The 13,283-nt window shown below is 45.6% G+C and carries 14 protein-coding genes and 1 other annotated feature; of the genes, 13 read left to right on the forward strand and 1 reads right to left on the reverse strand.

The window, feature by feature from the left end; genetic code table 11:
- The first annotated feature begins 20 nt into the window (after positions 1 to 20).
- Positions 21 to 228, forward strand: a binding site (T-box leader).
- 80 nt (positions 229 to 308) lie between these two features.
- The 12 genes from alaS (at position 309) to ACWJJ4_RS06890 (ending at position 12,200) form a co-directional block, all read left to right on the forward strand.
- On the forward strand, positions 309 to 2,945 hold the full coding sequence (gene alaS, locus ACWJJ4_RS06835; protein ID WP_454021526.1) for an alanine--tRNA ligase: 2,637 nt from the start codon (positions 309 to 311) through the stop codon (positions 2,943 to 2,945).
- 84 nt (positions 2,946 to 3,029) lie between these two features.
- Complete coding sequence (locus tag ACWJJ4_RS06840; RefSeq protein ID WP_012118070.1) at positions 3,030 to 3,296, forward strand: IreB family regulatory phosphoprotein; 267 nt, start codon at positions 3,030 to 3,032, stop codon at positions 3,294 to 3,296.
- Between the two features lie 8 nt (positions 3,297 to 3,304).
- Complete coding sequence (gene ruvX / locus ACWJJ4_RS06845) at positions 3,305 to 3,721, forward strand: Holliday junction resolvase RuvX (RefSeq protein ID WP_003152750.1); 417 nt, start codon at positions 3,305 to 3,307, stop codon at positions 3,719 to 3,721.
- A 12-nt stretch (positions 3,722 to 3,733) separates the two neighbouring features.
- On the forward strand, positions 3,734 to 4,015 hold the full coding sequence (locus ACWJJ4_RS06850) for a DUF1292 domain-containing protein (protein ID WP_003152751.1): 282 nt from the start codon (positions 3,734 to 3,736) through the stop codon (positions 4,013 to 4,015).
- Positions 4,016 to 4,125: 110 nt separating this feature from the next.
- Positions 4,126 to 5,217, forward strand: coding sequence for an endolytic transglycosylase MltG (mltG, locus tag ACWJJ4_RS06855; RefSeq protein ID WP_013353010.1), 1,092 nt, complete (start codon positions 4,126 to 4,128; stop codon positions 5,215 to 5,217).
- Positions 5,218 to 5,368: 151 nt separating this feature from the next.
- Positions 5,369 to 6,022: an O-methyltransferase gene (locus ACWJJ4_RS06860; protein ID WP_013353009.1), complete on the forward strand. Its 654-nt coding sequence runs from the start codon at positions 5,369 to 5,371 to the stop codon at positions 6,020 to 6,022.
- 6 nt (positions 6,023 to 6,028) lie between these two features.
- On the forward strand, positions 6,029 to 6,958 hold the full coding sequence (locus ACWJJ4_RS06865; protein ID WP_003152757.1) for a peptidase U32 family protein: 930 nt from the start codon (positions 6,029 to 6,031) through the stop codon (positions 6,956 to 6,958).
- Between the two features lie 17 nt (positions 6,959 to 6,975).
- Complete coding sequence (locus ACWJJ4_RS06870; protein ID WP_014305485.1) at positions 6,976 to 8,244, forward strand: peptidase U32 family protein; 1,269 nt, start codon at positions 6,976 to 6,978, stop codon at positions 8,242 to 8,244.
- Between the two features lie 6 nt (positions 8,245 to 8,250).
- Entirely contained in the window at positions 8,251 to 8,886 is a 636-nt protein-coding gene (gene udk / locus ACWJJ4_RS06875) for a uridine kinase (protein WP_003152763.1), read from the forward strand.
- Positions 8,887 to 9,139: 253 nt separating this feature from the next.
- The gene (greA, locus tag ACWJJ4_RS06880; protein WP_003152766.1) at positions 9,140 to 9,613 is read left to right on the forward strand and encodes a transcription elongation factor GreA; all 474 of its coding nucleotides are present in this window, start codon (positions 9,140 to 9,142) and stop codon (positions 9,611 to 9,613) included.
- 52 nt (positions 9,614 to 9,665) lie between these two features.
- Positions 9,666 to 11,420: a peptidoglycan D,D-transpeptidase FtsI family protein gene (locus ACWJJ4_RS06885; protein ID WP_003152768.1), complete on the forward strand. Its 1,755-nt coding sequence runs from the start codon at positions 9,666 to 9,668 to the stop codon at positions 11,418 to 11,420.
- A gap of 63 nt (positions 11,421 to 11,483) precedes the next feature.
- Positions 11,484 to 12,200 (forward strand): YrrS family protein, encoded by a 717-nt coding sequence (locus ACWJJ4_RS06890; protein ID WP_003152769.1) that lies wholly within the window; start codon positions 11,484 to 11,486, stop codon positions 12,198 to 12,200.
- A gap of 39 nt (positions 12,201 to 12,239) precedes the next feature.
- Here ACWJJ4_RS06890 and ACWJJ4_RS06895 read toward each other — a convergent pair whose 3' ends face one another.
- Positions 12,240 to 12,443 (reverse strand): YrzA family protein, encoded by a 204-nt coding sequence (locus tag ACWJJ4_RS06895; RefSeq protein WP_003152771.1) that lies wholly within the window; start codon positions 12,441 to 12,443, stop codon positions 12,240 to 12,242.
- Positions 12,444 to 12,626: 183 nt separating this feature from the next.
- On the opposite strand from ACWJJ4_RS06895, the gene ACWJJ4_RS06900 reads away from it, so the two are divergent.
- The gene (locus ACWJJ4_RS06900; RefSeq protein ID WP_128574849.1) at positions 12,627 to 13,268 is read left to right on the forward strand and encodes a class I SAM-dependent methyltransferase; all 642 of its coding nucleotides are present in this window, start codon (positions 12,627 to 12,629) and stop codon (positions 13,266 to 13,268) included.
- Positions 13,269 to 13,283 lie beyond the last annotated feature (15 nt).

Genomic DNA, 13,283 nt, shown 5'->3' on the forward strand with positions numbered 1-13,283 from the left:
ATTTCGAGTAGAATACATACGAATCTCGAGTGACGGATATGAGTACGCCGAAGCCCTGTTTAAGAGAGAAGCTCCGATACGCTGAAAGGAGCTTCAGCAGAAGATCGGCCGAAGCTAATCCTGAGTGCAGTTAAAGGCTGCCGCAATCCTGCGTTACGGGATGAAAGGTGACAGGCCTTTTTCGGCCTGTAATCAGGGTGGTACCGCGAGACAGCTCTCGTCCCTGTGTGAACGCATGGTTTGCATAGGGAGAGAGCTTTTTTGCTGTCGCAAAAGAGAATTTCGGGTAGTGATAAGGAGGAATATAGATGAAACACTTAACTTCTGCTGAAGTGCGTCAAATGTTTTTAGATTTCTTTAAAGAAAAAGGCCATGCCGTTGAACCGAGCGCCTCATTGGTTCCGCATGAAGATCCGTCTTTATTATGGATCAACAGCGGCGTTGCGACGCTGAAAAAATACTTTGACGGCCGCGTTGTGCCGGAGAATCCGAGAATTGTAAACGCGCAAAAATCAATCCGCACAAATGATATTGAAAATGTGGGGAAAACGGCGCGCCACCACACGTTCTTTGAGATGCTCGGAAACTTTTCCATCGGTGATTATTTTAAAGAAGAAGCCATCACGTGGGCATGGGAGTTTTTAACGAGCGAAAAGTGGATCGGCTTTGATCCGGAGCTGCTGTCTGTAACGGTTCACCCTGAGGATGAAGAAGCTTATACGCTATGGGCGGAAAAAATCGGCGTTCCGGAAGAAAGAATCATCCGTCTGGAAGGGAACTTCTGGGATATCGGCGAAGGCCCGAGCGGACCGAATACAGAAATTTTCTATGACCGCGGCGAGAAATACGGCAATGATCCGTCAGATTCTGAATTGTATCCGGGCGGCGAAAATGACCGCTATCTTGAAGTGTGGAACCTGGTATTCTCAGAGTTCAACCACAACCCGGACGGCACGTACACACCGCTTCCGAAGAAAAACATTGATACGGGCATGGGGCTTGAACGGATGGTCTCCGTGATTCAGGACGTCCCGACAAACTTTGACACTGATTTGTTTATGCCGATTATTGAAGCAACAGAGCGTATTTCCGGAGATACTTACGGAAAGAACGCAGTGAAGGATACGGCCTTTAAAGTGATCGCCGATCATATCAGAACGGTCGCATTTGCGGTAAGCGACGGAGCTCTGCCGTCAAATGAAGGGCGCGGGTATGTACTGAGACGCCTCTTGCGCCGGGCGGTGCGATACGCGAAAACCATCGGTATCAGCCGTCCGTTTATGTACGAGCTGGTTCCGACTGTTGCAGGAATTATGGACGCTTTCTATCCGGAGGTGAAAGAAAAGCAAGAGTTTATCGCCAAAGTCATCAAAACGGAGGAAGAGCGCTTCCATGAAACATTAAACGAAGGTCTGGCCATTTTATCCGACGTGATAAAGAAAGAGAAGGAAAAAGGCAGCGGCATCATCTCCGGAAAAGACGTATTCAAACTGTACGATACGTACGGATTCCCGGTTGAATTGACGGAGGAATACGCGGAAGATGAGCAAATGAAGGTTGACCATAAAGGCTTTGAAGCCGAAATGGAAAAACAGCGTGAACGGGCGAGAAATGCGCGCCAAGATGTAGGAAGCATGCAGGTGCAGGGCGGCGCATTGCGCGACATTACCGCAGAAAGCACATTTGTCGGCTACAGTGCCGTAAAAGCTGAAGCGAAGGTGATCGAGCTTCTTCATGACGGGCAATTAATCAGCGAGGCGCATGAAGGGGATACCGTCCAAATTCTTCTTGACAAAACGCCTTTCTATGCTGAAAGCGGCGGACAGATCGGTGACAGAGGAGTGCTGAGAAGCGAGCAGGCTGTCGTAACCATTAAGGACGTGAAAAAAGCTCCGAACGGTCAGCATGTACACGAAGGCACGGTGGATAGCGGCACGATTCAAAAAGGCGCAAGCGTGACGGCTGAAGTTGAAGATCAAATGAGAAGCGGCGTGGTGAAAAACCATACAGCAACCCACCTTCTGCACCAGGCGCTGAAAGACGTTCTCGGCACACATGTCAACCAAGCGGGTTCACTCGTTACCGAAAATCGTCTGCGTTTTGACTTCTCTCATTTCGGTCAAGTGACGAAAGAAGAACTTGAACGCATTGAAGGAATCGTCAACGAAAAAATCTGGGAGAGCATTCCGGTAGCGATTGATTTGAAACCGATCAATGAAGCGAAAGAAATGGGCGCGATGGCCCTGTTCGGCGAGAAATACGGCGATATCGTCCGCGTCGTACAAGTCGGAGATTACAGCCTTGAGCTTTGCGGCGGATGCCATGTCACGAATACGGCTGAAATCGGTCTGTTTAAAATCGTATCCGAATCAGGGATCGGCGCAGGTACGCGAAGAATCGAAGCCGTAACAGGAAAAGGCGCTTATCAGGAAATGAACAGCCAGCTCAGCGTTCTGCAGCACGCTGCGGACGAGCTGAAATCAAACGTAAAAGACGTACCGAAGCGAATTCAGTCTCTTCAAGCAGAGCTGAAGGAAGCGCAAAGAGAAAATGAATCATTGCTCAGCAAACTCGGCAATGTGGAAGCCGGAGCCATTCTGTCTAAAGTAAAAGACATCGGCGGCGTAAAAGTGCTGGCTGAAAAAGTAAATGCGAAAGACATGAACCATCTTCGCACTATGGTGGATGATCTGAAAGCGAAGCTCGGTTCTGCGGTCATCATTCTCGGCGCCGTGCAAAATGAGAAAGTCAACCTTTCAGCAGGCGTGACGAAAGACCTGATCGAAAAAGGCCTTCACGCCGGCAAAATGGTCAAACAAGCGGCTGAAGTCTGCGGAGGCGGAGGCGGAGGCCGTCCGGACATGGCGCAGGCCGGCGGAAAGCAGCCTGAAAAATTGGAAGAGGCGCTCGCATCTGCGGAAGATTGGATAAAATCCGTTTTATAATCCTTTCAACTAGTGTAGAATGATGATAAGATGAGGACCTCAGGCTGAACTTTGCCTGCGAATTTGGGAAAGAGGTGCAAAACGGTGAGCTCGTTTGATAAAACGATGAAATTTAATTTCTCCGATGATTCTGCTGAAACAAACGTCGAAGAAGTGCTGAATACGGTATATGATGCGCTTCAGGAAAAGGGGTACAATCCTATCAACCAGATTGTCGGATACTTGCTGTCTGGAGATCCTGCATACATTCCTAGGCATCGCGACGCCCGGAACTTAATTCGCAAACTGGAACGTGACGAATTAATCGAGGAATTGGTAAAATCCTATCTAGAACAGCATAAAGAGGCGTAAATACATTCATGAGAATATTGGGACTTGATCTTGGTACGAAAACACTCGGCGTAGCTTTAAGCGATGAAATGGGCTGGACCGCTCAAGGCATTGAGACGATAAAAATAAACGAGGCTGAAGGAGATTACGGTCTGGACCGTTTATCCGAGCTGATGAAAGACTATAATGTAGAGAAGATCGTGCTCGGTTTTCCGAAAAACATGAACGGGACGATCGGTCCGAGAGGCGAAGCCAGCCAAACATTTGCGAAACTGCTTGAAACAGCGTACAATGTCCCTGTTGTGCTGTGGGACGAGCGTCTGACGACGATGGCGGCTGAAAAAATGCTGATCGCGGCTGACGTCAGCAGGCAAAAACGAAAAAAAGTCATTGATAAAATGGCGGCTGTCATGATCCTTCAAGGATATCTGGACAGTTTAAACTAAGAGGTGAAAGAAATGGAACACGGCGAAAAACACATTACAATTGTCGATGATCAAGGCAACGAACAGCTTTGCGAAGTGCTGTTCACATTTGAAAACGACACATTCAACAAATCTTACGTACTTTATTATCCGATTGATGCTCAAGACGATGATGAAATCGAAATTCACGCTTCAAGCTTCGAACCGAACGAAAACGGTGAAGACGGCGAACTGATGCCGATTGAAACTGATGAAGAGTGGGAAATGATCGAAGAAACGCTGAACACGTTTTTAGCGGAAGAAGACGAAGAATAAAATGAACAGAAAAAGCCGGAGCGCATATGCGCTTCGGCTTTTTTTTGTAATAAATTGCCGAATGCACATGAATCATGTAGTATAAGAGCTGTTGGGAGGAAAATACTTGTATGAATATCAATCAGACTAAAAATTCATTTCCGCGTAAAAACAAAAAAACAACGATAATACTGTCCTCCGTGATTGCTCTGCTTATCATCATTTGCGGTGCTTTTTTCTATGGAAAATCTCTGCTGTCTCCGGTTGACAAAGGCAGCAAAACGGCAGTCAATATTAATATTCCTAGCGGTTCTTCCGTTTCGGCAATCGCTGAAATTCTTGAGGATCAGCATGTCATCAAAAGCAAAAAAGCATTTCAGCTGTATGTGAAGTATAAAGGCGCTTCCGGGTTTCAGGCGGGATTTTACCACCTGAATAAAGGAATGGATGCGGATGCGATTATCAAAAAACTGACCGCGGGATCAACGGGATATGCCTTTCAGATCTCCGTTCCTGAAGGAAAACAGCTTACACAGATTGCGGATGCGATCGCAAAAGAAACATCATATTCAAAAGAAGAGATTATGGCGAAACTGGATGACAAAACATTCATCGGCAAACTGAAAAAACAGTTTCCTGATACAATAACGGACGCACTTTCAAACAAGAAGCTCAAGCATCCGCTCGAAGGCTATCTGTATCCGGCCACATATCCGTTTAATGATCCGGATGCATCGCTTGACACGATTTTGACGGCAATGGTTCAGGAAACAAACACCCGTATCGAAACGTATAAATCTGAACTGGAAAAAAAGAAACTTTCCGTCCATAACGCTCTGACGATGGCATCGCTTATTGAAGAAGAAGCCACCGCCAAAGCCGACCGTCACAAAATCGCCAGCGTTTTTTACAACAGGCTTGCAGAAAAAATGCCGCTGCAGACTGACCCGACGGTATTATATGCGGCCGGCAGGCATAAAAGCCGGGTCTACTACAAAGACCTGAAAATTGATTCTCCGTTTAATACGTATAAACATAAGGGGCTGCCGCCGGGACCGATTGCAAATGCCGGCGATTCATCATGGGAAGCGGCTCTCCGCCCTGACAAAACGGATTATCTCTATTTCCTTGCAAAATCAAACGGCGAGGTCGTTTTCACCAAAACATTAAAAGACCATAATAAAGCGAAGGAAAAGTATATTTCCAAAAAAGACAGCGAATAAAAGGAGGGCAAAAGCTCTCCTTTTATTCCATTCTGAAAGGTTTTATGATAAAATATATCGGGTTGTTTACTTATGGATAAAGAAGTGTCTTAAGAGAGTGTCCCCGCGGATTCGTCAGGGGCACTCCTTTTTAGAACGGAGGCTGTTTGCCGTGAATGATCGGTATGAACAAATAAACGAGTATATAAACGCGATGCTGAAGCCTCGGCCTGATAAAGTGAAAAAGCTTGAAGCCTATGCAAAAGAGCACCATGTTCCGATTATGGAAGAAGCGGGCATTGAAGTGCTGCTTCAAATGCTGTCGATTCAACAGGCGAAAAACATTTTGGAAATCGGCGCGGCAATCGGATATTCCGCCATACGGATGGCGCTTGAGCTTCCGGATGCGAATATTTACACGATTGAACGGGACGACAAACGCTATGAAGAAGCTGTGAACAATATAAAAGACTTTGAAATGGACAAACGGATTCACGTAATGCACGGGGATGCGCTGGAACTTTCTGAGTCTGTCCGTGTCACGGCTCCTTATGATGCCATTTTTATCGACGCGGCCAAAGGCCAGTACACGAACTTTTTTGAGCTCTATGAACCGATGCTTGCGCCGGATGGAGTCATTTTTACGGACAATGTTCTGTTTAAAGGACTGGTGGCACAAAATCACTCGGACATTGAGCCGAAAAGAAGACGGAAGCTTGTTGAAAAAATTGATCAATATAACCAATGGCTGATGAACCGGCCTGACTATCAAACGGTCATACTGCCGGTCGGAGACGGCATCGCCATCAGTAAAAAGAAGAGGTGAATGATCATGAAAAAACCTGAACTTTTGGTGACTCCGACTTCTGTACAGGATATTCTTCCGCTCATTCAAGCGGGCGCAACGGCCCTGTTAGTCGGAGAACAGAGATACGGCCTGAGACTGGCCGGTGAATTTTCAAGAGAAGATATAAAAGAAGCCGTAAAGACAGCTCATCAGGAAGGCGCAAAAGTGTACGCCGCCGTCAATGCTATTTTTCACAACGAAAAAGTGGACGAGCTGAACGGCTATCTTGCCTTTTTGCAGGAGGCCGGCGTTGATGCGGCTGTTTTCGGTGATCCGGCCGTTTTAATGGCGGCGCGTGAAGCGGCTCCCGATCTCAAACTGCACTGGAGCACGGAAACAACGGGTACCAACTACTATTCCTGCAATTACTGGGGACGCAAAGGCGCACGGCGGGCAGTGCTGGCTAAAGAATTAAATATGGACAGCATCATTGACATAAAAGAAAACGCCGAAGTGGAAATTGAAATTCAAATCCACGGCATGACGTGCATGTTCCAATCGAAGCGTTCTTTAGTGGGCCATTACTTCGAATACCAGGGAAAAGTCATGGACATCGAACAGAAGAAAAAAGAAGCGGGAATGTTTCTGCATGACAAGGAACGGGGCAATAAATACCCGATTTTTGAAGATGAAAACGGCACGCACATCATGAGCCCGAACGATGTGTGCATGATTGATGAATTAGAGGACCTGATGGACGCCGGCATCGATTCTTTCAAAATTGACGGAGTTTTGAAGTCTCCTGAATACTTAACTGAAGTGACCCGCATGTACAGAGAAGCAATCGATCTGTGCTTTGAAAGCCGAGAGACATACGAAGAGAAAAAAGAGAGCTGGATAGAGCGGATTGAAAGCATTCAGCCTGTGAACAGAAGCATCGACACAGGATTCTTCTTTAAAGAAACGGTCTATTAAAAAGGAGGGTGCAACGGATGACAGCCGTAAATCAAACCATTTCCAAAGTCGTAAACGGAAAACGCGTCATTACGAAAAAACCTGAACTCCTTGCTCCGGCAGGAAACCTTGAAAAATTAAAAATTGCCGTTCATTACGGAGCGGACGCGGTTTTTATCGGAGGACAGGAATACGGACTCCGCTCAAATGCGGATAACTTCTCAATAGAAGAAATCGCAGAGGGCGTAGAATTTGCCAAAAAATACGGGGCAAAAATATATGTGACAACAAACATTTTCGCCCATAATGAAAATATGGACGGTCTGGAAGAATACTTAAAAGCGTTGGGAGACGCAAAAGTTGCCGGAATTATCGTCGCTGATCCGCTGATTATTGAAACATGCCGGAGAGTGGCCCCGGACGTAGAAATTCACCTCAGCACACAGCAGTCCCTTTCAAACTGGAAAGCGGTGCAGTTCTGGAAAGAAGAAGGGCTTGACCGCGTGGTGCTTGCCCGTGAAACGAGCGGACTGGAAATTAAAGAAATGAAGGAAAAGGTGGATATTGAAATTGAAACCTTTATCCACGGTGCCATGTGTATCGCTTATTCAGGCCGATGCGTGCTGAGCAATCACATGACGGCCCGGGATTCCAACCGCGGCGGCTGCTGTCAGTCCTGCCGCTGGGATTATGACCTGTATCAGACAGACGGTGCAAACGCGGTCGCGCTTTATGACGAAGAAGACGCTCCGTTTGCGATGAGCCCGAAAGATTTAAAATTGATTGAATCCATTCCGCAAATGATCGAGATGGGTATCGACAGTCTGAAAATTGAAGGCCGGATGAAATCAATTCATTACGTTGCGACGGTTGTCAGCGTGTATCGCAAAGTCATCGACGCATACTGCGCTGATCCTGAAAACTTTGTCATTCAAAAAGAATGGCTGGATGAGCTGGACAAATGTGCAAACCGGGATACCGCGCCTGCTTTCTTTGAAGGCACGCCCGGGTATGAAGAGCAGATGTTCGGCGAACACGGAAAGAAAACAACATTTGATTTTGCCGGTCTTGTGCTCGCGTATGACGAGGAAACTCAAATGGTGACGCTCCAGCAGCGCAATTTCTTTAAACAAGGTGACGAAGTGGAATTTTTCGGTCCTGAAATCGACAATTTCACATTCACAATCGGCACTATTTGGGACGAAGACGGAAACGAGCTTGATGCTGCCCGCCATCCCCTGCAAATCGTTACATTTAAAGTAGACAAAAAGATTTATCCGAGCAACATGATGAGAAAGGGGAAGTAATCACCAATGGGTAAGAGTCCTGTAGTTATAGGCATCGCAGGAGGGTCAGGATCAGGAAAAACAAGCGTCACCCGTTCCATCTATGAACAGTTTAAAGGACACTCGATTTTAATGATCCAGCAAGACCTTTATTATAAAGACCAAAGCCATCTTCCGTTTGAAGAAAGGCTGAACACAAACTATGATCACCCGCTCGCATTTGATAATGACTATTTAATCGAGCATATTCAAGAGCTTTTGAATTACCGGCCGATAGAAAAGCCGATTTATGATTATAAACTGCATACGCGTTCTGAGGAAACCATTCCGGTTGAGCCGAAGGATGTCATTATTCTGGAAGGCATTCTCGTCCTCGAAGATAAAAGACTTCGCGACCTCATGGATATGAAACTTTATGTCGACACGGACGCGGATCTCCGTATCATCAGACGGATTATGAGAGATATTAACGAAAGAGGCCGTTCAATCGATTCTGTCATTGAGCAGTATGTGTCCGTCGTCAGACCGATGCACAATCAGTTTGTTGAACCGACGAAACGCTATGCGGACATCATTATTCCGGAAGGCGGACAAAACCACGTCGCAATTGATCTGATGGTCACGAAGATTCAAACGATCCTTGAACAAAATGCAATTTTGTAATACCATAGCATAGACATAAATAACTCAGACCATATTATGTATAGGCTGGAAGGGAATGAGACAGTTCCCTTCTTTCCCTGTTTATAAACCGAAACATTTGCAGAAAACACACATTCAGTTTAAGATAAACAGTACCTATATGGGAGAGAAGAACGAGGACTGCCCTGTGTTCTCATTCTTGATTTTTTCGTTTATGCTCTCATACATAATCACACGTTATTGTTGAGGGACAACCACCAAGGAGTGAAGGAACATGGCACAAGAAAAAGTTTTTCCGATGACTCACGAAGGAAAACAAAAACTTGAACAAGAATTAGAGCAATTGAAAACGGTTAAACGTAAAGAAGTAGTAGAGCGCATTAAAATCGCAAGAAGCTTCGGAGATCTGTCAGAGAACTCTGAGTATGATTCCGCAAAAGAAGAACAGGCATTTGTGGAAGGGCGCATCACGACGCTTGAAAACATGATCCGCAATGCGAAAATCATCGAGGACGACGGCGGTTCAAATGTAGTCGGTTTGGGAAAAACCGTATCATTCATCGAATTGCCGGACGGTGAAGAAGAATCTTACACGATTGTCGGAAGCGCTGAAGCTGATCCGTTTGAAGGAAAAATCTCAAACGACTCGCCAATCGCAAAAAGCCTGCTCGGCAGAAAAGTGGACGAAGAAGTGACAGTTCAGACGCCGGGCGGAGAAATGCTCGTGAAAATTGTGAAAATTTCATAAGATCCGTTTAACAATGAAACACCTCGTCCAAAATGTGGATGAGGTGTTTTTTATGATCGTATCAAAAAGGCTGAAAACGGCCGTGATTTGTTTTCTGCTCGTGTTTTTCTTTCTGCTTGCTAGGCTGGCTGAAATTCAGCTGTTTTTTACAGAATCTTTTTCAAAATCCAATATTAATCTGATTCAGGAAAGCGTCAAGCAGCGGACGGAAGAAGTCCTTATTTCAGACGGACGCGGCTCTTTTCTTGATCGGAACGGCAAAGAGCTGACCGGAAAAAAGCAGCCTGCCGTCATACTGTTTCCCTTTCTCGTGACGCAGGATTGGCCGGTTGACCGGGTATCAGACATTCTCGGAATGAAACAGGGGGAGCTCAGGCAGCTGCTCACGGAAGCAAAAAAACCGGTGATCCTGAACAGCAGAAAAATAAAACATTTGACGAAACAATCCGTGGCAAATATCAATTCTTTGAAATATCCCGGCATTTACGGCGTATATATGAAAGACAGCAAAGAAACAAACATAGCCGCTCATCTGTTGGGCGCGACAAACCAGGACCCTGAGCTTTTGAAAAAGAAATACCCCGGGAGGAAGGAACTGCCGATCACGGCAAAAATCGGGACAAGCGGGATGGAGCGGACGTTTGATGAGTTTTTACTGGCGGATCAGGACACAAAACTTTTGTATCATGTCGACGGAAGGGGAAACCCTTTATTCGGAATGGACGTCAAATATACGGCTGAAGCAAACGCGTTTTATCCGCTGCAAGTCAAAACCTCCATCGACCGCAATATTCAAGAAGCAATGGAAGATGTATTGAAAGACCGCGGGTTAAAAAAGGGGGGAGCCGTCCTTTTAGACATTGAAAAAAGCAGTGTGCTCGGAATGGTATCAAAGCCTGACGCTGACATGTCAAAGCAGCAGACACTGCAAAATTACATGCTGACGCCGATTTATCCGGGATCAGTGTTTAAAACGGTGATCGCCGCAGCCGCAATAGAACAAAACGAAGTGAAGCCGGGCACATCCTTTAACTGCAATCTCAACCTGTACGGAGAGCCGGGGGATGACAAAGGCACGCTCAGTTTTGGAGAAAGCTTTGCCCAAAGCTGCAATTATACGTTTACAAGTCTTGCGGAAAAATTGATCAAAAAAGATGATTCCGTTATTGAAAACATGGCGGAAAAACTAGGTCTCACACAGCGGGCGGGCTGGGAAGGCAAGCTGTACCGGGAAGACGGATTCAGGCAGCTGTATAATGAAAAAAGCGGGGTCATTTGGGGAGATGACAAAGACAAAACCGTAAAAAAAGCCGTCGCACAGACGGCGATCGGACAAAAAAACGTGAAAGTCACGCCTCTTGAAGTCGCCAATATGATGGCGGCGATCGCGCGCGGCGGTGAAAAAAAACAAGTCAAAATCGCGGACAAAATTGAATACAAAAACAAAACGACGATGGCGTCATTCAAAGATCAGCCGTTAAAAGGGGAAAACATCGACAAATATACGGCGCAGCAGCTTCAAAAAATTCTCAGAGAAGTCGTCACCTCACCGAAAGGAACCGGCCGAAGGTTTCAGGATCTGCCGTATGAGATAGCAGGCAAATCGGGAACGGCCCAGACGGGAATGTTCACAAAAGAAAAACAGACGCTTTACCACAAATGGTTTGCGGGATACTTTCCCGCGGACAAGCCGAAATACGCTCTCGTGGTGCTGCACATGGACACGCCGGGGGATAAGGCTCTGACAAATACAGTGTTTTATGATATTGTTAAAAAGGTACATGAAAATGAAACAAATCAGACATAGAACAACCGCTCAGCCCATGTTAAAATATATGCTGAGCAAGAGGGATAAAGGAGTGCAGAATGATTGAGCAATAAACAATCTCGTTTTGAAAACCGTGATAAGCGCAGAAAAGCAAATATGGTGCTTAACATTTTAATTGCTATCGTATCTATTCTTATTGTCGTCGTTGCAGTCAGCCTCTTCATCAACAGTCCGTCGAGCGACGTGAGCGAAAAAGCGGACACGAGCCAGAAGCAGGAAACACCTGCATCAGGCAAGACGAAGCAGACATCCGATGAAGACATAAAAGACAGCAAAAAAGATAAGGCATCAGACGATGACAAAAAAGATAAACAGGATAAGGACACATCTGATTCATCTTCAGACTCTGACAGCAAAAAAGACGATGATTCATCGAAAAGTGATGACAGCAGCAAAAAAGACTCTGATTCAAGCGATCCTTTTAAAGGCGCAAAAATAACAGAGGGCGGCTCATCAAGCGATGTCGAGAAAACAATTGTTAACCCAAAATGGAAAGCGGTCGGCACAAAGCAGACGGGAGAACATGCGGCGACGTATGACTCAAGCTCTGAAGACTGGTCCGAAATGCTTGACGCCATCTCTTACGCAACAGGCGTGTCAAAAGATCACATGACAGTGCTGTGGCTCGGAAACAATGGAAGCCCGCAAGATGCGAAGGGTAAAGTTTTAGACAAAACGAACGGCAAAAAGTATCAGGTCACCATCACTTGGAAAGACAAAAAAGGCTGGAAGCCGACAAAAGTAGAAACGTTAAAATAACCGCAAAAAAGCAGCTGATTATTCAGCTGCTTTTTTCTGTCATACGTCAGCTGAAAAATGCACCGACGCGCTGTAAAGGATTCTGCCGTCAACGGCCGTCACTTGATGGGATACAGAACGGACGCGAAGCATAATCGCCTGGTTGTTTTCAATCTGAACGTTTATTTTCTTTTCAAGCTCCTGCAAAGATGCCGCTTCGAAAAATTCTACTTTATCTTTGATTAAATCCAATTGAAAATTCATCAGTACAGATCCTCCTGATTTTTCTTCTGAGTCAATGAAAGTATAAGCCTTTCTGCCGTAATTGCGCAATAATCCCAAAGTATTTTAGTACCCTTCCATTCTTTTTTGTGATAGGATAGGAACTGTTCCACGATTAATCCATACTATACTCATAGGAATTATAAATTATGGAGAGTGAAAAATATGGGCCGTGAATTTATTCCATTATTTGAAGATTGGGCAGCGACTTATGATGCCACAGTGCATGGGGCAGACAAACAATATGCTGATGTTTTTAAAGGGTATGACAATATTCTTGACAGCATCGTCGCACTTTCAGGTTTAAACGTTTTAGAGTTCGGACCGGGCACAGGGAATTTAACGGCGAAATTAGCCGCCGCGAACAAAAAGGTGTTTGGTGTAGAACCGTCTCCGTCAATGAGAAAACTGGCGGCTGACAAGCTTTCTGACAAAGCCGTGTTCAGTGACGGAGATTTTCTGGAGTTTCCCGCTCCGCCTTTTCAAATAGATACCATCGTCAGCTCGTACGCCTTTCATCATTTAACAGATGAAGAAAAGCAAGCGGCTGTAAAGCAATATGGCACAATCCTTCAGAAGCATGATAAAATAGTGTTTGCCGATACCGTCTTTAAAGATCATGAAGCTTATGATGAAACAATTAAAAAAGCAATCCGAAACGGCTATCATCAATTAGCGGACGATTTAAAGACGGAACATTATCCGACACTCGGGACAATGAAAAACATCTTTTCAGAAGAGGGATTTGCCGCGCGGTTTACGCAGCAAAATGACTTTGTCTGGATAATGGAGGCGATTAAACGGTAAATCGAAGGGATTGTG

It is taken from the genome of Bacillus sp. JK62 (assembly GCF_053663455.1).

Coding starts and splice junctions, on each gene's coding strand:
- alaS (WP_454021526.1), top strand. CDS start 309: ATGAAACACTTAACTTCTGCTGAAGTGCGTCAAATGTTTTTAGATTTC.
- ruvX (WP_003152750.1), top strand. CDS start 3,305: ATGAGAATATTGGGACTTGATCTTGGTACGAAAACACTCGGCGTAGCT.
- ACWJJ4_RS06850 (WP_003152751.1), top strand. CDS start 3,734: ATGGAACACGGCGAAAAACACATTACAATTGTCGATGATCAAGGCAAC.
- mltG (WP_013353010.1), top strand. CDS start 4,126: ATGAATATCAATCAGACTAAAAATTCATTTCCGCGTAAAAACAAAAAA.
- ACWJJ4_RS06865 (WP_003152757.1), top strand. CDS start 6,029: ATGAAAAAACCTGAACTTTTGGTGACTCCGACTTCTGTACAGGATATT.
- ACWJJ4_RS06870 (WP_014305485.1), top strand. CDS start 6,976: ATGACAGCCGTAAATCAAACCATTTCCAAAGTCGTAAACGGAAAACGC.
- udk (WP_003152763.1), top strand. CDS start 8,251: ATGGGTAAGAGTCCTGTAGTTATAGGCATCGCAGGAGGGTCAGGATCA.
- greA (WP_003152766.1), top strand. CDS start 9,140: ATGGCACAAGAAAAAGTTTTTCCGATGACTCACGAAGGAAAACAAAAA.
- ACWJJ4_RS06885 (WP_003152768.1), top strand. CDS start 9,666: ATGATCGTATCAAAAAGGCTGAAAACGGCCGTGATTTGTTTTCTGCTC.
- ACWJJ4_RS06895 (WP_003152771.1), bottom strand. CDS start 12,443: ATGAATTTTCAATTGGATTTAATCAAAGATAAAGTAGAATTTTTCGAA.
- ACWJJ4_RS06900 (WP_128574849.1), top strand. CDS start 12,627: ATGGGCCGTGAATTTATTCCATTATTTGAAGATTGGGCAGCGACTTAT.